Annotated in this window: 20 protein-coding genes and 1 other RNA gene; 7 read left to right on the forward strand and 14 right to left on the reverse strand. The window is 61.5% G+C overall.

The window, feature by feature from the left end; all coding sequences use genetic code 11:
- Window positions 1-140: 140 nt before the first annotated feature.
- The 9 genes from gcvH to AAEZ10_RS05345 all read right to left on the reverse strand — a co-directional run bounded on the left by gcvH (window position 141) and on the right by AAEZ10_RS05345 (window position 9,615).
- The gene (gene gcvH / locus AAEZ10_RS05305; RefSeq protein ID WP_073470982.1) at window positions 141-524 is read right to left on the reverse strand and encodes a glycine cleavage system protein GcvH; all 384 of its coding nucleotides are present in this window, start codon (window positions 522-524) and stop codon (window positions 141-143) included.
- Window positions 525-571: 47 nt separating this feature from the next.
- Complete coding sequence (gene gcvT, locus AAEZ10_RS05310; protein ID WP_071172161.1) at window positions 572-1,654, reverse strand: glycine cleavage system aminomethyltransferase GcvT; 1,083 nt, start codon at window positions 1,652-1,654, stop codon at window positions 572-574.
- A gap of 155 nt (window positions 1,655-1,809) precedes the next feature.
- A complete protein-coding gene (locus AAEZ10_RS05315) occupies window positions 1,810-3,426 on the reverse strand; it encodes an ABC transporter permease (protein ID WP_350568268.1) in 1,617 nt (538 codons plus the stop codon).
- 153 nt (window positions 3,427-3,579) lie between these two features.
- Window positions 3,580-4,584: an extracellular solute-binding protein gene (locus AAEZ10_RS05320; protein ID WP_016772637.1), complete on the reverse strand. Its 1,005-nt coding sequence runs from the start codon at window positions 4,582-4,584 to the stop codon at window positions 3,580-3,582.
- A 219-nt stretch (window positions 4,585-4,803) separates the two neighbouring features.
- Complete coding sequence (locus AAEZ10_RS05325) at window positions 4,804-6,021, reverse strand: 2-octaprenyl-3-methyl-6-methoxy-1,4-benzoquinol hydroxylase (protein WP_350568613.1); 1,218 nt, start codon at window positions 6,019-6,021, stop codon at window positions 4,804-4,806.
- A gap of 9 nt (window positions 6,022-6,030) precedes the next feature.
- Entirely contained in the window at window positions 6,031-6,516 is a 486-nt protein-coding gene (locus tag AAEZ10_RS05330) for a DUF4442 domain-containing protein (RefSeq protein ID WP_122880324.1), read from the reverse strand.
- A complete protein-coding gene (ubiH, locus tag AAEZ10_RS05335) occupies window positions 6,509-7,696 on the reverse strand; it encodes a 2-octaprenyl-6-methoxyphenyl hydroxylase (RefSeq protein ID WP_136493157.1) in 1,188 nt (395 codons plus the stop codon). The genes AAEZ10_RS05330 and ubiH overlap by 8 nt, the downstream gene beginning before the upstream one ends.
- Window positions 7,693-9,027: a Xaa-Pro aminopeptidase gene (gene pepP / locus AAEZ10_RS05340; RefSeq protein ID WP_350568273.1), complete on the reverse strand. Its 1,335-nt coding sequence runs from the start codon at window positions 9,025-9,027 to the stop codon at window positions 7,693-7,695. The genes ubiH and pepP overlap by 4 nt, the downstream gene beginning before the upstream one ends.
- A gap of 27 nt (window positions 9,028-9,054) precedes the next feature.
- Window positions 9,055-9,615 (reverse strand): YecA/YgfB family protein, encoded by a 561-nt coding sequence (locus AAEZ10_RS05345; RefSeq protein WP_016772633.1) that lies wholly within the window; start codon window positions 9,613-9,615, stop codon window positions 9,055-9,057.
- Window positions 9,616-9,740: 125 nt separating this feature from the next.
- Between AAEZ10_RS05345 and AAEZ10_RS05350 the strand changes: the two genes are divergently transcribed.
- The 4 genes from AAEZ10_RS05350 to AAEZ10_RS05365 all read left to right on the forward strand — a co-directional run bounded on the left by AAEZ10_RS05350 (window position 9,741) and on the right by AAEZ10_RS05365 (window position 11,159).
- Window positions 9,741-9,950: a TIGR02449 family protein gene (locus AAEZ10_RS05350; protein ID WP_007911197.1), complete on the forward strand. Its 210-nt coding sequence runs from the start codon at window positions 9,741-9,743 to the stop codon at window positions 9,948-9,950.
- Window positions 9,947-10,264 carry a cell division protein ZapA gene (locus AAEZ10_RS05355; RefSeq protein ID WP_016772632.1) on the forward strand — a complete coding sequence of 106 codons (318 nt, stop codon included), beginning with the start codon at window positions 9,947-9,949 and terminating at the stop codon, window positions 10,262-10,264. Before AAEZ10_RS05350 ends, AAEZ10_RS05355 begins: the two co-directional genes overlap by 4 nt.
- A 30-nt stretch (window positions 10,265-10,294) precedes the next feature.
- Window positions 10,295-10,473, forward strand: a non-coding RNA gene (gene ssrS, locus AAEZ10_RS05360) — 6S RNA.
- Between the two features lie 80 nt (window positions 10,474-10,553).
- Window positions 10,554-11,159, forward strand: a complete 606-nt coding sequence (locus AAEZ10_RS05365; protein WP_016772631.1) for a 5-formyltetrahydrofolate cyclo-ligase — start codon at window positions 10,554-10,556, stop codon at window positions 11,157-11,159.
- A gap of 35 nt (window positions 11,160-11,194) precedes the next feature.
- On the opposite strand, the gene AAEZ10_RS05370 is transcribed toward AAEZ10_RS05365, so the two are convergent.
- On the reverse strand, window positions 11,195-11,350 hold the full coding sequence (locus tag AAEZ10_RS05370; protein WP_350568278.1) for a hypothetical protein: 156 nt from the start codon (window positions 11,348-11,350) through the stop codon (window positions 11,195-11,197).
- Window positions 11,351-11,547: 197 nt separating this feature from the next.
- Here AAEZ10_RS05370 and AAEZ10_RS05375 point away from each other — a divergent pair, with 197 nt between their 5' ends.
- Window positions 11,548-12,000: an EVE domain-containing protein gene (locus AAEZ10_RS05375; protein ID WP_110644474.1), complete on the forward strand. Its 453-nt coding sequence runs from the start codon at window positions 11,548-11,550 to the stop codon at window positions 11,998-12,000.
- 113 nt (window positions 12,001-12,113) lie between these two features.
- Here AAEZ10_RS05375 and AAEZ10_RS05380 read toward each other — a convergent pair whose 3' ends face one another.
- Window positions 12,114-12,521, reverse strand: a complete 408-nt coding sequence (locus tag AAEZ10_RS05380; RefSeq protein ID WP_027610485.1) for a flagellar basal body-associated protein FliL — start codon at window positions 12,519-12,521, stop codon at window positions 12,114-12,116.
- 150 nt (window positions 12,522-12,671) lie between these two features.
- Between AAEZ10_RS05380 and AAEZ10_RS05385 the strand changes: the two genes are divergently transcribed.
- A complete protein-coding gene (locus tag AAEZ10_RS05385) occupies window positions 12,672-13,649 on the forward strand; it encodes an NADPH:quinone oxidoreductase family protein (RefSeq protein ID WP_056791691.1) in 978 nt (325 codons plus the stop codon).
- Between the two features lie 257 nt (window positions 13,650-13,906).
- Window positions 13,907-15,256 (forward strand): glycerol-3-phosphate transporter, encoded by a 1,350-nt coding sequence (glpT, locus tag AAEZ10_RS05390; protein WP_024014747.1) that lies wholly within the window; start codon window positions 13,907-13,909, stop codon window positions 15,254-15,256.
- Here glpT and AAEZ10_RS05395 read toward each other — a convergent pair.
- The 3 genes from AAEZ10_RS05395 to ubiD all read right to left on the reverse strand — a co-directional run bounded on the left by AAEZ10_RS05395 (window position 15,232) and on the right by ubiD (window position 18,519).
- A complete protein-coding gene (locus AAEZ10_RS05395) occupies window positions 15,232-15,900 on the reverse strand; it encodes a gamma-glutamylcyclotransferase (protein ID WP_024014748.1) in 669 nt (222 codons plus the stop codon). The two genes, glpT and AAEZ10_RS05395, sit on opposite strands and share 25 nt — an antisense overlap.
- 184 nt (window positions 15,901-16,084) lie before the next feature.
- Window positions 16,085-17,053, reverse strand: a complete 969-nt coding sequence (locus AAEZ10_RS05400; RefSeq protein ID WP_350568284.1) for a CDP-6-deoxy-delta-3,4-glucoseen reductase — start codon at window positions 17,051-17,053, stop codon at window positions 16,085-16,087.
- The gene (ubiD, locus tag AAEZ10_RS05405; protein WP_350568287.1) at window positions 17,053-18,519 is read right to left on the reverse strand and encodes a 4-hydroxy-3-polyprenylbenzoate decarboxylase; all 1,467 of its coding nucleotides are present in this window, start codon (window positions 18,517-18,519) and stop codon (window positions 17,053-17,055) included. Before ubiD ends, AAEZ10_RS05400 begins: the two co-directional genes overlap by 1 nt.
- Window positions 18,520-18,524: the final 5 nt, after the last annotated feature.

An 18,524-nucleotide genomic window follows, 5' to 3' on the forward strand; every position in this document is an offset into this window, starting at 1 on the left:
TGCTCTATTGAAAAACCAGAGCGAATACTCACCCAAAGGCGTTTAGGGGCTAGGCATGAACCATAGAATCTCCCACAAGGGGATACTCGTCACCCATAAAAAAGCCCCGACGAATCGGGGCTTTGCGTGTTGCCGGCGACTTACTCGCCGATGGCAGCCTTGTAAGCCGCAGCATCCAGCAGCTTGTCCAGCTCGGCCTTGTCGCTTGGCTTGAGCTTGAAGATCCACGCGCCGTACGGGTCGGAGTTCAACAGCTCGGGCGAGCCGCTCAGGTCTTCGTTGATCGCGATGACTTCGCCACTGACCGGGGCGTAGATGTCGGAGGCGGCTTTCACCGATTCGACCACGCCGGATTGATCACCGGCGGCGAACACCTTGCCGACTTCGGTCAGTTCGACGAACACCACGTCGCCCAGCGCTTCCTGCGCGTGATCGCTGATGCCCACGGTGACGGTGCCGTCGGTTTCCAGACGCGCCCATTCATGACTTTCGGCAAAACGCAGTTCGGCAGGGATATCGCTCATCTTCGGTTCCTCGGAAATTGGTCAGCGGTCATACCCGCCAGAAAAGGTTAGATCAAGGTTTTGCCATGGCGTACGAAGGTCGGTTTGACCACTCGCACCGGATACCACTTGCCACGGATTTCCACTTCGGCGCGGTCGGCGGTTGCCATCGGTACACGCGCAAGGGCAATCGATTTGCTCAGCGTAGGAGAGAAACTACCACTGGTGATCTCCCCTTCGCCAACATCGGCGATGCGAACCACCTGGTGAGCGCGCAAAACGCCGCGCTCTTCCAGTACCAGACCGACCAGTTTGTGCGCCACACCGGCGGCTTTTTCCGCCTCCAGCGCCGCACGGCCGATGAACTGCCGCGAGGCCGGCTCCCAGGCGATGCTCCAGGCCATGTTCGAGGCCAGCGGTGAAACGTCCTGATGAATGTCCTGACCGTACAGGTTCATTCCGGCCTCGACACGCAAGGTGTCGCGAGCACCGAGACCGATCGGCGAAATACCCGCACCGACCAGATCGTTGAAGAAACCCGGCGCCTGATTGGCCGGCAGGCAGATTTCCAGGCCATCCTCGCCGGTGTAACCGGTACGCGCGATGAACCAGTCGCCGTCGATGGCGCCTTCGAAAGGTTTGAGTTGCTGGATCAGCGTGGCGCGCGACTGGGTCACCAGTTCGGCAATCTTGTGCCGGGCCTGCGGGCCCTGGATGGCGAGCATCGCCAGCTCGGCGCGCTCGTGCAGTTGCACGTCGTAGGCGCCGAGCTGGGCGTTCATCCAGGCCAGATCCTGATCGCGGGTCGAGGCGTTGAACACCAGCCGGTACGCGTCGTCGAGGCGATAGACGATCATGTCGTCGACGATGCCGCCGCGCTCGTTGAGCATGGTGCTGTACAACGCCCGGCCGGGGCGGTGCAGACGTTCGACGTCGTTGGCCAGCAGATGCTGGAGCCAGGCCTTGGCCTGGGCGCCGGTGACATCGATCACGGTCATATGGGAAACATCGAACACCCCGCAATCGCGGCGCACTTCGTGGTGCTCCTCGACCTGCGAGCCGTAATGCAGTGGCATGTCCCAACCGCCAAAATCGACCATCTTCGCGCCGAGCGCGAGGTGCAGGTCATACAGAGGCGTACGCTGTCCCATGGGTTTCTCCTTCCGGGCGTGGCGAGGGTGCGGACCGCCGCTATACGGCGGAAAGCCTTGATGAATAAGGCTTGCAGCCGATCCCAGCGCACGGGTCTGTCAGACGAACCGCACCGAATGCCGCGCATTGTAGCCGCATGATGTAGGACTGACGACTAAGTGTTTCGGTGCGCCGAACGTCGAATCAATCCGATCACCGGCAACAACCCGACCAGCACCAGGGTCAATGCCGGCAATGAGGCGCGCGCCCATTCGCCTTCACTGGTCATTTCAAAGATGCGCACCGCCAGCGTGTCCCAGCCAAACGGGCGCATCAGCAGGGTCGCAGGCATTTCCTTGAGCACATCGACGAACACCAGCAACGCGGCGCTCAAGGTGCCGGGCAGCAGCAGCGGCAGATACACTTTGAAAAACAGTCGCGGCCCACTGACACCCAGGCTACGTGCCGCTTCGGGCAAAGATGGCCGTATACGCGCCAGACTGCTTTCCAGAGGCCCATAGGCGACGGCAATGAAGCGCACCAGATAAGCCATCAGCAACGCCGCGAGGCTGCCGAGCAGCAACGGTTTGCCGGCACCACCGAGCCAGGCGGAGAGCGGAATCACCAGTTCACGATCCAGATAACTGAAGGCGAGCATGATCGACACCGCCAGCACCGAACCGGGCAACGCGTAGCCGAGATTGGCCAGACCAACCCCGGAGTTGATCGCTTGGGTCGGTGCCAGGCGCCGGGCAAACGCCAGCAACAGCGCAACGCTGACGGTGATCAGCGCCGCCATGGCACCCAGGTACAGCGTGTGCAGAATCAGTCCGGCGTAGCGCTCGTCCAGATCGAAGCGTCCACGCTGCCAGAACCACACGATCAGTTGCAGCACCGGGATGACGAAGGCGCAGGCGAACACCAATGCACACCAGCCCGTCGCCGCGAAGGCCTTGATTCCCCGCAGGTGATAAAGCGCTTTCACCCGTGGCCGCTCGTTGGCGGCTCGATTCGCCCCGCGTGCACGGCGTTCACCGTACAGCACCAGCATCACCACCAGCAGCAACAGACTGGCCAGTTGCGCGGCGCTGGGCAGGCTGAAGAAGCCGTACCAGGTCTTGTAGATTGCCGTGGTGAAGGTGTCGAAGTTGAACACCGAGACCGCGCCAAAATCGGCCAGGGTTTCCATCAGCGCCAGCGCCACGCCCGCGCCAATCGCCGGACGCGCCATCGGCAGCGCAACCCGCCAGAACGCCTGCCACGGCGACTGCCCGAGCACCCGCGCCGCTTCCATCAGGCCTTTGCCCTGAGCCAGAAACGCGGTGCGCGCCAGCAGATAAACGTAGGGATAAAACACCAGCACCAGCACCACGATCACCCCGCCGGTGGACCGTACCCGAGGCAGGCGCAGGCCGGTGCCGAACCATTCGCGCAACAGGGACTGCACGGGGCCGGCGAAATCGAGCAGGCCGACGAAGACGAACGCCAGTACATAGGCAGGGATGGCGAAGGGCAGCATCAGCGCCCAGTCGAGCCAGCGCCGACCGGGGAATTCACAGAGGCTGGTCAGCCACGCCAGGCTGACACCCAGCAGAGTCACGCCGACACCGACGCCGAGGATCAGCGTCAGGGTATTGCCGAGCAGACGCGGCATCTGGGTTTGCCACAGGTGCGACCAGATCTGCTGATCGATGGTCTGCCACGACAGCAGCAGCACGCTCAGCGGCAACAACACCAGCGCGGCGATGGCGAAGACGATGGGGTACCAGCGGCGTTGGGCGGGGTAGGCCAAGGAAACAATCTCGTTCAAATGATTGTGCCCACGCTCTGCGTGGGCACACATCCTGTGACGCTCCGCGTCACGCTTTCAGCGGCACGACGCAGAGCGTCGAGGGCTGCATTCCCACGCGGAGCGTGGGAACGATCAACAGTTACACGAAACGCCTCAGTTCCACCCCGCCCGATCCATCATCCGGATCGCCTCGGCCTGACGTTTGCCCGCCACTTCTACCGGCAAGGTATCAGCAATGAACTTGCCCCACGCCGCCACTTCTTCCGAGGGCGCCACCGCCGGGTTGGCCGGGAATTCCTGGTTCACGTCGGCAAAAATCTTCTGTGCCTCAGGCGTGGTCATCCATTCAACCAGAGCCTTGGCCGCTTCCGGGTGCGGTGCATGTTTGGTCAGGCCGATGCCCGACAGGTTCACATGCACACCACGATCGGCCTGATTCGGCCAGAACAGCTTCACCGGCAGTTCAGGCTTTTGCTTGTGCAGGCGACCGTAGTAGTAGGTGTTGACGATGCCGACGTCGCACTGCCCGGCGTTGATCGCTTCCAGCACTGCAACGTCATCGGAGAACACGTCAGTGGACAGGTTGTTGACCCAGCCCTTGAGGATTTTCTCGGTCTTCTCGGCGCCGTGGACTTCGATCATGGTCGCAGTCAGCGACTGGTTGTAGACCTTCTTCGCCGTGCGCAGGCACAGGCGGCCTTCCCAATTCTTGTCGGCCAGCGCTTCATAGGTGGTCAGTTCACCCGGCTTCACCCGCTCGGTGGAATAGGCGATGGTCCGCGCGCGCAGGCTCAGGCCGGTCCAGGCGTGGGTGGACGAGCGATATTGCAGGGGGATGTTGGCGTCGATGGTTTTCGAAGTGAACGGCTGAAGGATGCCCATCTGCTCGGCCTGCCAAAGGTTGCCGGCATCGACGGTGAGCAGCAGATCGGCGGTGGCGTTTTCACCTTCGGCCTTGATGCGCTGCATCAGCGGCGCTTCCTTGTCGGTGATGAACTTGATCTTCACCCCGGTCTTGGCGGTGTAGGCATCGAATACCGGTTTGATCAGCTCATCGATACGCGACGAGTAAACCACCACCTCATCGGCGGCCTGGGCAGTGGTGCTGCCGATCAGGGTCAAGGCCAGTGCGGTCAGAAGACGCTTGGGTGCCAACATGGGAGTGGTCTCACGGTCGGGAAAGGTGGGCCAAATGATAAGGACTCACATTTACCACCACAATCGAACACTGGGGGAAGGCGTTACCAGATGTTGCACGACTCAAAACTGCGGTAAGTGGGCGGACGCTTTCGCGAGCAGGCTCGCTCCCACATTGGAATGCATCTCAACTGTGGGAGCGAGCCTGCTCGCGAAGGGGCATCAGCCTCAATGAGGCGGTCAGGGCTTTGCCAGAGCTGGAAGATCACCGGTCAGCCCCAGCGCCTCGCGCACAAACAACGCCTTCGCCTCGGGCATCTGCTCGACCAGTTTCAACCCGGCATTGCGCAACCAGCGCAGTGGCAGCGGGTCGGCCTGGAACAACCGCTCGAAGCCCTCCATCGCCGCCATCAGCGCCAAATTGTGCGGCATACGCCGACGCTCGTAGCGGCTCAGCACCTTCACGTCTGCCAGTCGCTCACCGCGCTCATGCGCTTGCAGCAACACTTCCGCCAGCACCGCTGCATCGAGGAAACCAAGGTTCACACCCTGCCCGGCCAAGGGGTGAATGGTGTGCGCCGCATCACCGATCAACGCCAGGCCTTCGGCAACATAACGTTTGGCGTGACGCTGACGCAGCGGCACGCACAGACGCGGGTCGGCGCTGATCACTTCACCGAGGCACCCTTCGAACGCGCGCTCCAGCTCAGCGCAAAACGCAATCTCTTCCAGCGCCATCAAGCGCTCGGCTTCAGCCGGTGTGGTCGACCAGACGATCGAGCACCAGTCCTGCTGACCATCACGTTCCAGCGGCAGAAACGCCAATGGCCCGTGATCGGTAAAGCGCTGCCACGCGGTTTTGCGGTGCGGCTGGCTGCAGCGCACGCTGGTGACGATGGCGTGATGCAGATAATCCCACTCGCGAGTCGCCACCCCAGTGAGACGGCGCACCGCTGAATTGGCGCCGTCCGCCGCGATCACCAGCGGTGCGCGCAAGGTGCGGCCATCGGCCAGGGTCAGCAGCCAGTCATCGCCGGAACGACGCATCTGCTCCAGCCGCGCATTGGCCAGCATGCCCAGGTCGCAGTCATGCAAACGCTCAAGCAAGGCCTGCTGTACAACGCGGTTTTCGACGATGTGGCCGAGCACATCGGCATGCACACTGCTTGCCGAGAAATGAATCTGCCCGGTGCCGCTGCCGTCCCACACGTGCATGTCGGTGTACGGGCTGCTGCGCCGCTGGGCGATGCCGTCCCAGACGCCAAGGCGTTCGAGAATGCGCTGGCTCGCCGCGGACAATGCGCTGACGCGCGGTTCGAACGCAGCGTCGGCAGCGAAGGGTTTGACACTCAGCGGGCTACCGTCGAGCAACAGCACTTCCAGCCCACTGTCCTGTAACGCCAGCGCCAGGGCGCTGCCGACCATTCCGGCTCCGACAATCAGCAGATCTGCGCGCATTTCCATGCTTTAGGCCTGTCTCGCTTGCGGCTTGAGCCGCACGTAAAGGGTTTTACCGACCCGCGCCACGAGGTTGCCGGCGCCGTCATGAATGTCGACCTGCAACTGCGGCAGGTATTTATCGCCGTTGGCGGTCTGCCGGCGGATCTCGTCGAGCAGAGTCTGGTCGATGTTGAACCGGGCGAACACCGGGCCTTTGCCCGGCGCAATGAAATCGATGTCGGCGGCCTTGTCCCAGACGATGTACTTCGGACCGAGGTTTTCCATGAGCATCAACATGAAGAACGGGTCGACCATCGAATACAGACTGCCGCCAAACTGGGTGCCGACGTAGTTGCGGTTGTACCAGCCCAAACCCATGGACACCTGCACATCGCGAAAGTCGTCACTGATGTGCCGAACGCGCACTCCGGCGCCGAGATACGGCGGGTAGAAGGTCATTACCCAGCGCATCAATCGTGCCTTGCCGAATTTTTTGCTCAGCCACTCAAGCATCCGGACGGGTTCCCAGGCCCATCGCCTGCCGGGCGAACCAGCGTTTGGCTGGCGGCAGCAGGTCGAGGCCGAGCAGGCCGAGATTGCGCCCCAGCGACACCAGCGGCTGGGTGCTGCCGAACAGGCGCGTGACCTGATCGGAGAAGCCCACCGTCAGGTCCTGATCGAGGCGCTGCCGTTCGCGATAGGCCTGCAACGTGGCGAAGTCGCCCAGCGGCTTGTCGCTGGCCAGCAGCGCGGCAGCCAAGGCATCGGCGTCACGCAGCGAAAGGTTGAAGCCCTGGCCGGCGATCGGGTGCAGGCTGTGTGCGGCGTTGCCGAGCACGGCCAGATGCGAGCGCACCTGTTCTTCAGCTTCGATCAGTGACAGCGGATAAAGATGCCGTGCGCCGACCTGTTTCAAAGTGCCGAGGCGGTAACCGAACACGCCTTGCAGCTCGCTGAGAAAATCACGCTCGCTCAACTCGGTCAGACGCTGCGCGTCCATGCCCAGCCGCGTCCACACCAATGCGCAGCGATTGTCCGGCAGCGGCAGCAGGGCCATCGGCCCCTCATCGGTAAAGCGCTCGAAGGCCATGCCGTTGTGCGCTTCACTCGGGGTGATGTTGGCGATCAGTGCGCTCTGGTTGTAAGGGCGCGTGCGCACGTTGATGCCCAACTGTTCGCGCAGCCCGGAACGGCCGCCATCGGCGAGCACCGCGAGGTCGCATTCCAGCGTGGTTTCATCGTTGAGGGTCAGGCGGTAGCCATCGGCCAACGGCTCCATGCGCGTGACTTCCGCCGGGCAGCGCCACGTGATCACGTCTTTGTCGAGGTGCTGCCACAGGCACTGGCCGAGCCAGGCGTTTTCCACCACGTAACCGAGCGCTGGCACACCCTCTTCCATCGCCGACAAGCGCGCGGTGGAGAAGCGGCCACGGTCGGAGACGTGAATCTGTTTGATCGGCTCGGCGCGGCGGGAAATTTCCTGCCACACCCCCAGGCGCTGATAAATCTGCCGCGAGCCGAACGAAAGGGCTGAGGAGCGGGCGTCGTAGCTCGGTTGCCAGCTGTCGCCGGGGGCGAACGGTTCGATCAGGACGATCTTCCAGCCCTGCGCCTTGGCGCCGGCCTGCAACGCCAACGCCAGACTGGCGCCGACCAGACCGCCACCGATGATTGCCAGATTGACTCGACTCATGCTGCGTGTGTCCTTGCTTGGGCCATCAGCGCTTCGATCTCGGCGACGGTTTTCGGCACGCCGCTGGTGAGGATTTCACAACCGGATCGGGTCACGACCACGTCATCCTCGATGCGCACGCCAATGCCGCGCCATTTCTTCGCCACGTTCTGATTGTCCGCCGCGATGTAGATGCCCGGCTCCACGGTCAGCGCCATGCCGACCTCCAGCACGCGCCATTCGCCGCCGACCTTGTACTCGCCGACGTCATGCACGTCCATACCCAGCCAGTGGCCAGCGCGGTGCATATAAAAGGCCTTGTAGGCTTCGCTGGCGATCAACTCGTCAACCTCGCCCTGCAACAAGCCAAGCTTGACCAGACCTGCGGTGATCACCCGCACCGTGGCTTCGTGCGCCTGATTCCAGTGCTTATTGGGGGCGATCTCGGCGAATGCCGCTTCCTGCGAAGCCAGCACCAACTCGTAGATCGCCTTCTGCTCCGCCGAGAACTTGCCATTCACCGGCCACGTGCGGGTGATGTCGCTGGCGTAGCAGTCGATCTCGCAACCGGCGTCGATCAACACCAGATCGCCGTCCTTGAGCAACGCGTCATTCTGCTGGTAATGCAGGATGCAGCTGTTGCGCCCGGCGGCGACGATCGAACCGTAGGCCGGCATCTTCGCCCCGCCCTTGCGGAATTCGTAATCCAGTTCGGCTTCGAGGCTGTATTCATACAGCCCCGGACGACTGGCCTGCATCGCGCGGATATGCGCTTGCGCCGAAATCCGCGCGGCTTCGCGCATGACCTTCACTTCTGCCGCCGATTTATACAGGCGCATGTCGTGCAGCAGATGATCCAGGGCAACGAATTCATTCGGCGGCTGCGCGCCGAGGTGCGCCTTGGAGCGGATCACGTTGATCCAGTCCATCAAATGCCGATCGAATTCAGGGTTGCTGCCCATCGCCGAATACACCCGGTCGCGGCCTTCGATCAGGCCCGGGAGGATGTCGTCGATGTCAGTAATCGGAAAAGCATCGTCGGCGCCGTACTCGCGGATCGCGCCTTCCTGTCCCGCGCGCAGGCCATCCCACAATTCGCGTTCGGCGTTGCGTTCACGGCAGAAGAGGATGTACTCGCCGTGCTCGCGGCCGGGCATCAGGACGATGACGGCCTGGGGCTCGGGAAAACCGCTGAGGTACTGGAAGTCGCTGTCCTGACGGTAGACGTGCTCGACGTCGCGGTTGCGGATGGCCACCGCGGCGGCGGGCAGGATCGCGATGCTGTTGGGTTCCATCTGCGCCATCAGGGCCTTGCGGCGACGGCTGTATTCCGCTTTGGGGATGTGGGTCATGGGCAGATGGCTTTCCCTGGCACGCGATTAATGCAGCGACGGCTTGGCGGCTGGCGGCACATCGGCTTTTTTGGTTTCCGAGAACAGCAGCAACGGCGCGACGCGCAGGTATTCCATGACTTCCATGTAGTCGGATTCGCCGTCTTCGGATTCTTCCAGCGCGTCCTGCACCTGGGAAATGGCGGCCAAATCCTGCAGCACTTCGGTGGCTTCGGTGCTGAGCATGCTGCTGTCGCGGCAGTTCAGGCCGAAACCGCTGAGAAAGCCCTGGCACCACTCGCCCAGTGCGGCAGCGCGGTCGGCCAGCGGTGCATCGTCGGTCGGCAGCAGCAGCACGACAGTGACGTCGTCGCCGGTCAGCTCGCCTTTGACCATCTCCTGCAGGCCGATCAGGGCGTTGCGGACGTTGTCCTGGATGTCGCCTTCGAGCAGTTCGGCGGCGTCGATCAGCCAGCCTTCGTGATCGAAGCCGGCCCCGGCGCAACTGCGCCCGAGCAGCACGCCGTGCAGTTCGGCAGGCGAGACGTTGTGGCCGCTGGCAGTCAGCAGGGTGGCAAAGGCTTGGTACGGGGAATTCGCAATGGTCATGGGCAGCTAGGCGCCAGACGGCGCTATGTCTAGAATGAAGGCCTTGTATCCTACATCGACAGCCCCGCCAAGACCATTAAAGGCTGTCCGCCAGTTACCACCCATCAGACGAACACGTGGACCCAATGGAAGACACCGACCTGCAAGCGCTGATGGCCAGACTCGAACTGCTGATTGGCCGAGTCGAGCAACTTAAGAGTCAAAACGCACTCTTACTAGCTCAGGAAAAAACCTGGCGCGAGGAACGCGCTCACCTCATTGAAAAAAACGAAATCGCCCGGCGTAAGGTCGAATCGATGATTTCGCGCCTCAAGGCCCTGGAGCAAGACTCATGAGTTCAAGCAATAGCGTTACCGTGCAGATCCTCGACAAAGAGTATTCGATAATCTGCCCGCCGGAAGAACGCAGCAATCTGGTCAGTGCCGCCCGCTACCTGGACGGCAAGATGCGCGAGATCCGCAGCAGCGGCAAAGTCATCGGTGCCGACCGCATTGCCGTGATGGCCGCGCTGAACATCACCCACGACCTGTTGCACAAAGAAGAGCGCCCGGACATCCAGGCCAGCGGTTCGACCCGCGAACAGGTGCGCGACTTGCTCGATCGTGTCGATCTGGTCCTGGCCGACGATCAGAACACTGCCAAGGGCTGATTCGCCTGGCAGCTTGAGGTATACTCGCGGCACTCCCTGGGGTGCTTGCCAGTTGACGATGTCCCGGAGCCGATTCGCACTACCCTGGAAGTTGCACGTTGGGCTGGTGTGCATGTCCGCTAGACGGAAAGCCTTAAAGTCTACTGCTTCTTCCACCTTGAACTTTCGGGTTCAAGGGCTGAGTTGACAGCGGTTCATCCGGGGAGCCTGATTCGAATCCGATGTCGGTGTATGCCGACATCGGATTTTTTATGCGTACGTTTTTGCATCCACCTGCCGAAGCCGAACCATGACCGAACCCGCGCTGCTGCCCCGCCCGCAACTCCGCCGCCTGCTGCGCAAGGCGCGCCGCGCACTGACGCCGGGCGAACAACGCCGGGCTGCCAAAGGCCTGTTCCGGCAATTGGCGCAAGACCCGCACTTTCGCCGGGCGAAACATATCTCTCTGTATTTGCCCACCGACGGTGAAATCGATCCGCGCCTGCTCCTGCGCGAAGCCCAGCGTCGCGGCAAGGCGACTTATCTGCCGGTACTCAGCGCGTGGCCACGAACGAAAATGGTCTTCCAGCGCATCCGCCCCGGCGAAAAGCTCACGCCCAATCGCTTCCGCATCCTCGAGCCCCGGGCCAATCTGGCTCGGCAACGCAAGGTCTGGGCGCTGGATCTGGTGCTGTTGCCGCTGGTGGGGTTTGACGATGTCGGCGGGCGCCTGGGCATGGGCGGCGGATTTTATGATCGCAGCCTCGCCTATCTGGCCCGCCGCAAGAACTGGCGCAAGCCGACGCTGCTGGGCCTGGCCCATGAGTGTCAGAAGGTCGAGCGTTTGGCGCAGGCGAGCTGGGATGTCCCGTTACAAGGCACGGTCACCGACAAGGCGTGGTATTTCGCAGAGTAGACGCCGCATGGAACAGCGGCGTCGAAGAGACAGGTTCAGCGTTTGAAAGCGGTCGACTGTTGCACCTGTTGCGCCACTTCAATCGGCGCGTCGGTCTTGTTCACCCACAGGCTCTGCGCGTAACCGGTGGTTACCACGCCCAGGCCAAACAAAATTACCAAAGTCCATAGCAAATCCGGTTTGCGTTTCATCGATTGCCCCCCTCAAGGCACATCATCACGATGACAGCAGCGGTTTCCGTTCGTAGGCCGTGCAGCAGCGTCAAGCTTTAAAGGCCGGCATTTTGCGGCAACGTGAACCTGTGCGCAAACGCTGACGTCAACCGACTGTCGGTTTGTCATAAAATTGCCCGACAACCTGCCCAATGACCGCTTCAGGAGCACACGACATGGCCTACTGGCTGATGAAATCAGAGCCCGACGAACTCTCGATCAAGGGTCTGGAAAAGCTCGGCAAGGCGCGCTGGGACGGGGTTCGCAACTATCAGGCGCGCAATTTCCTGCGGGCGATGGCCGTTGGTGACGAGTTCTTTTTCTACCATTCCAGCTGCCCCGAGCCGGGGATTGCCGGGATTGGCAAAATTATCGAAGCAGCGTATCCCGATCCGACGGCGCTGGAGCCCGACAGCCATTACTTCGATCCGAAGGCTACTGCAGAAAAAAATGCCTGGAGCGCGATCGATGTCGAGCATGTCGAGACGTTCAAACGGGTGTTGAAGCTCGATTATCTGAAGCAGCAGACGGCGCTGGCGGAGCTGCCGCTGGTGCACAAGGGCTCGCGGTTGTCGGTGATGCCGGTGACGGCGGAGCAGTGGGCGGCAGTCATCGCGCTCAAACCCTGATTCATTTTTGCCTGATAAATAGCTTTCGCGAGCAGGCTCGCTCCCACAGGAACATGCAGTCCAATGTGGGAGTGAGCCTGCTCGCGAAGAGGCCTGCCCGGACAGCGAATGACTTACTGAATGATCAGGTTGTTGAACAACAGATCCTCAACAACAGGCTTGCCGGTCTCGTCATTCATGACCTGCTGGGTCTGCTTCAACGCTTCCTGACGCAGCTTTTCCTTGCCCTCGATGCTGCCCATCGCCTCGGTGGTCTGCTGAGTGAACAGCGCCACCAGCTGATTGCGGATCAGCGGCTCGTTAGCCTTGACCAGTTTGGTCGCCTCTTCACCGGTTACGCGCAAGGCAACATCGGCCTTGTAGACCTTGAGCTTCGGCGTGCCGTCGAGGCCATAGTTGCCGACGAACGGCGGGCTCAGGGTGATGTAATTGACTTTCGGCGCCTCGCCTTCTTTAGCTTCTTCGGCCAGTGCTGCCACAGGCAGAGACAGGGCCAGCAACAACATGATCCACGCTTTCACAATTCGCTCCTTATCCGGTTTGCGGCCTAGCATAACGACCCGCCGCGCAAGCACAAGCTTATGGCTGACTATCAGGGCCGGGCATGCTCGTTGACCCGTTGATTCACACACCTACACTTATCGGCCATCACTCCCAAAGGAATAGCCCTGATGAAAGCCGTGCTGTGCAAAGCCTTCGGCCCTGCCGAATCGCTGGTGCTGGAAGACGTCGCCAGTCCTGTCGCCAAGAAGAATGAAATCCTGCTGGACGTGCACGCTGCCGGAGTCAATTTCCCGGACACGCTGATCATCGAGGGCAAGTACCAGTTCAAACCGCCCTTCCCGTTTTCGCCGGGCGGTGAAGCGGCGGGCGTGGTGCGTGAAGTCGGGGAAAAGGTCAGCCATCTGAAAGTCGGCGACCGGGTCATGGCCCTGACTGGCTGGGGCAGTTTTGCCGAGCAGGTGGCGGTGCCGGGCTACAACGTCCTGCCGATTCCGCCGTCGATGGATTTCAACATCGCCGCTGCATTCAGCATGACCTACGGCACCTCGATGCACGCGCTCAAGCAACGCGCCAACCTGCAACCGGGCGAAACCCTGCTGGTGCTCGGCGCATCGGGCGGCGTCGGCCTCGCCGCCGTGGAGATTGGCAAAGCCATGGGTGCCCGCGTGATCGCCGCCGCCAGCAGCGCCGAGAAACTCGCGGTGGCCAAGGCTGCCGGCGCCGATGAGCTGATCAATTACAGCGAAGCCAGCCTCAAGGAGGAGATCAAACGCCTCACCGACGGCCAGGGCGCCGACGTGATCTACGACCCGGTCGGCGGCGACCTGTTCGACCAGGCCATCCGCGCCATCGCCTGGAACGGTCGCCTGCTGGTGGTCGGCTTCGCCAGCGGACGCATCCCGGAACTGCCGGTTAACCTCGCCCTGCTCAAGGGCGCGGCTGTACTCGGCGTGTTCTGGGGTTCTTTTGCCCAACGCCAGCCCCAGGACAACGCAGCCAACTTCCAGCAGCTGTTCGCCTGGTTTGCCGAGGGCAAACTCAAACCGCTGGTGTCGCAGGTGTATCCGCTGAGCAATGCCGCGCAGGCGATCGATGATCTTGGCCAGCGCAAGGCTGTGGGCAAGGTTGTCGTTCAGGTTCGTTAACGACATGGAGCGATCCGGAGCAACCATCCGGATCGCTTTAGCGTTGAGGTCTACCTCTCCCATGCGCAAAACCGCAGAAACCCACCCGAGCCACCATTCCCTCAGCGCCGCGTACTTGTCTCAGAGCGACATGTTCATAAAGGAACGTTCATCTGCCCAAATTTCCGCTGTTTTGCCGACGTGAAGCGATGCTATTTTCGGTAACGAAACTGTAACATTCGCATCCGCAGTCAAAACAAGAAAACTGGAGCTCTTGAATGTTTGCTTTCTTTCGTCCTGCCGCACATCAGGCTCCATTGCCTGAAGAAAAAATAGACAGCACCTACCGCCGCCTGCGCTGGCAGATCTTCGCCGGTATCTTTATCGGCTACGCCGGTTACTACCTGCTGCGCAAGAACTTCTCCCTGGCCATGCCGTACCTGATCGACGAAGGCTACAGCCGTGGCGACCTCGGTCTGGCGATGTCGGCGATCGCCATTGCTTACGGTCTGTCGAAGTTCCTCATGGGCCTGGTGTCCGACCGTTCCAACCCGCGCTTCTTCCTGCCGTTCGGTCTGCTGGTCTCGGCCGGGGTGATGTTCATTTTCGGTTTCGCGCCGTGGGCAACGTCCAGCGTGACGATGATGTTCATACTCCTGTTCATCAACGGCTGGGCGCAGGGCATGGGCTGGCCGCCAAGCGGGCGGACCATGGTGCACTGGTGGTCGCAGAAGGAACGCGGCGGCGTGGTGTCGGTGTGGAACGTGGCGCATAACGTCGGCGGCGGTCTGATCGGCCCGCTGTTCCTGATCGGCATGGGCCTGTTCAATGACTGGCATGCGGCGTTTTACGTCCCGGCAGCAGTCGCATTGGGGGTTGCTGTGTTCGCCTTCATCACCATGCGTGACACCCCGCAATCGGTCGGCCTGCCGCCAATCGAGCAGTACAAGAACGACTACCCGGAAGGCTACGACGCCAGCCACGAAGACGAATTCAGCGCCAAGGAAATTTTCGTCAAATACGTGCTGCGCAACAAAATGCTCTGGTACATCGCTCTGGCCAACGTCTTCGTCTACTTGCTGCGCTACGGCGTGCTGGACTGGGCGCCGACGTACCTGAAGGAAGCCAAGGGCTTCACCGTGGATAAGACCTCGTGGGCCTATTTCTTCTACGAGTGGGCAGGCATTCCGGGCACGCTGTTGTGCGGCTGGATGTCAGACAAGATCTTCCGTGGCAACCGTGGTTTGACCGGCATGGTGTTCATGGCCCTGGTGACTGTTGCGACCCTGGTTTACTGGCTGAATCCGGCCGGCAATCCGATGGTCGACATGATCGCCCTGCTGTCGATCGGCTTCCTGATCTACGGCCCGGTGATGCTGATCGGCCTGCAAGCGCTGGAACTGGCGCCGAAGAAAGCCGCCGGTACCGCAGCGGGCTTCACCGGTCTGTTCGGTTATCTTGGGGGTTCGGTCGCGGCCAGTGCGGCGATGGGCTACACCGTTGACCACTTCGGCTGGGATGGCGGTTTCGTGCTGCTGGTCGGCGCTTGCCTGCTGGCGATGGCCTTCCTTGCGCCAACGCTGTGGCACAAGCAAGTCGCCAGTCAGAGCCGTGAAGCGGTCGCCTGATCGCTGTGTGATTTACAGCGCTTGAGCCGCGCCTCCAGATTTCGATCCGGCATGGCGTGGCTGCGCAGGGCGTGCGCGGTCTGCTCGACATAATCGCGAGTGGTGCCGTAACGCCCGCTGGCGCTGGCGAACACCTGGCTGAGCACATGATCCGGCAAGTTGCCGGCATAGCTCGGCAGGTGACGCTCCAGAACGAATCCCAAGGCCTGCACCTGAGTGCCATCTTCGAGCCGGCAATTGAGCCAGTGCGGGCGATATGAGGGAAACGGCATCTCACGCTTCCACAGCGCATACAGCGCGGTATCGAGATTGTCTTCCGGCAAGCGGTAGGCAAAGCCACTGCACGAACCGCCGCGATCCAGACCGAACACCAGGCCGGGCATTTCCGGCGTACCCCGATGCTCGTGGGACCACAGGTACAAGCCGCGATGGTAGCCATGCACGCGACCGCGCATGCGCTCGACTGCCGTGCATTCCGGGCGCCAGATCAGCGAACCATACGCGAACAGCCACACCGGCCCGCCCTTGTGGCGCGCCATGGTCGATTGCATGGAAGCGAGAAGTTGTTCGTGCGTCAGCTGCGGCCCAAGATCGAGCCGTGGAGGGTAAGCCAGGTTCAGAATTGCGTTTTCAATGGCGCTCATGGCGAATAGCGTTCAGCTCCCCGCGGGTGAAGAATTACTTAATAGAACGCACCGCTGTAACAATAAGGCACATATGTTTTAAGGCAAATTAAGTGCCACTGCTTAATTGCCTGATTGATATATAACCTAGCGGTATTTGCCTAATTAGATAAATACCAATCGGCTATATGCCAAGTTATAAGTATCAGGAGCGCGGCGCGTAGGCGAACACATCGGCGCGCATCTGATGCGCATCCATGCCCGCCTCGACCAGCGCGTCCAAGGTGCCGTAAACCATCGCTGGCGAACCGCTGGCATAGACGTGCAGCGCCTTCAGATCGGGGAAATCTTCGCAAACCGCCTCGTGCAACATTCCGCAGCGCCCTTCCCAGCCACACTGGTCGCTGACCACTTTGTGCAGGAACAGATTGGGCAGCTTCAGCCATTCGTCCCAGTGCTCGATCTGATAAAAATCTTCTGGACGGCGTACGCCCCAATACAGATGCACTGGATGCTTGAAGCCTTCGGCTCGGCAATGTTCGATCAGACTGTGAATCTGGCCCATGCCGGTGCCGGCGGCGATCAACACCAGAGGACCGTCGGGTAGCTCCGCAAGATGTGTGTCACCGAACGGCAACTCGACACGCACCATCGGGTTGCGTTGCAGCTGCTCGATCAGGCTCAACGCACTGGTTTCGCGCGCCAGCACATGGATTTCCAGATCACGTCCGCCGTGGGGCGCCGAAGCCATGGAGAACGCGGATTTCTCGCCGTTCTCACGCTCGATCATCAAATATTGCCCGGCGTGATAGCGCGGCGGCTTGCCTGCTGGTGCCCGCAGACGCACGCGCCAGGTGTCGCCGCCGACCTCGCGGCACTCGATGACCTGACACGACAGGCTGCGCACCGGCAATTCACCGAGTGCGAGCACGCCATCCCACAACAGCACGCAGTCTTCCAGCGGTGCGGCGATGCAGGTGTAGAACTCGCCATGATCGTGGACTTCGCCGGCCTGCTCGACGCGGCCCTCGACCAGCAGCGCTGCACACACGTGGCAATTGCCGTTGCGGCAGCTTTGCGGGCAGTCATAGCCCAGGCGCCGCGCACCGTCGAGAATCCGCTCACCGGGTTGGATCTCGAGCACGGCTCCGGAAGGCTGCAGGGTTACACGCATCAATCTATTCCTAACTGATTCCAGATGGCATCGATCCGTTGGGTGACGGCGTCGTCCTTGACGATCACGCGGCCCCACTCGCGGGTGGTTTCGCCCGGCCACTTGTGGGTGGCATCCAGGCCCATTTTCGAGCCCAGGCCGGAAATCGGCGAAGCGAAGTCGAGGTAGTCGATCGGCGTGTTGTCGATCATCACCGTGTCGCGCTTGGGGTCCATGCGCGTGGTGATGGCCCAGATCACGTCGTTCCAGTCGCGGGCGTTGATATCGTCGTCAGTGACGATAACGAACTTGGTGTACATGAACTGTCGCAAAAACGACCAGACGCCGAGCATCACGCGCTTGGCATGCCCCGGATACGACTTCTTCATCGTCACCACAGCCATGCGGTACGAGCAGCCTTCCGGCGGCAGGTAGAAGTCAGTGATCTCCGGGAACTGCTTCTGCAGAATCGGTACGAACACTTCGTTCAGCGCCACGCCGAGAATCGCCGGCTCATCCGGCGGACGGCCGGTGTAAGTGCTGTGATAGATAGGTTTGACCCTGTGGGTGATGCGCTCGACGGTGAACACCGGGAAGCTGTCGACTTCGTTGTAGTAACCGGTGTGGTCGCCATACGGGCCTTCGTCGGCCATTTCGCCGGGATGGATCACGCCTTCGAGGATGATTTCGGCGGTGGCCGGCACTTGCAGATCGTTGCCCCTGCACTTGACCAGTTCGGTGCGGTTACCGCGCAAGAGCCCTGCGAAAGCATATTCCGAGAGACTGTCAGGTACCGGCGTCACGGCACCGAGAATCGTTGCCGGATCGGCGCCAAGGGCCACGGACACCGGGAACGGCTGGCCCGCGTGCTTCTCGCACCACTCGCGAAAATCGAGAGCACCGCCACGATGGCTGAGCCAGCGCATGATCACCTTGTTGCGGCCGATCACTTGCTGGCGGTAGATACCGAGGTTCTGGCGTTCCTTGTTCGGACCTTTGGTGACCGTCAGACCCCAGGTGATCAGCGGGCCGACGTCGCCGGGCCAGCAGGTCTGCACCGGCAACATCGCCAGATCGACGTCGTCGCCTTCGATGACCACTTCCTGGCACACCGCGTCTTTGACGACTTTCGGCGCCATCGAAATGATCTTGCGGAAGATCGGCAGTTTCGACCACGCGTCCTTCAAGCCCTTCGGCGGCTCCGGCTCCTTGAGAAAGGCCAGCAGCTTGCCGATCTCGCGCAGCTCGCTGACCGACTCGGCGCCCATGCCCATAGCCACGCGCTCGGGGGTGCCGAACAGGTTGCCGAGCACCGGAATGTCGTAACCGGTGGGCTTCTCGAACAACAGTGCCGGGCCTTTGGCCCGCAGCGTGCGGTCGCACACCTCAGTCATCTCCAGCACCGGCGAGACGGGAATCTGGATGCGTTTCAACTCTCCGCGCTGCTCAAGCTGCTGCACGAAATCCCGAAGATCCTTGAATTTCATTGACG

The sequence above is a fragment of the Pseudomonas sp. H26/SER47-MNA-CIBAN-0231 genome (assembly GCF_040310465.1).
Classification (GTDB): domain Bacteria; phylum Pseudomonadota; class Gammaproteobacteria; order Pseudomonadales; family Pseudomonadaceae; genus Aquipseudomonas; species Aquipseudomonas atacamensis.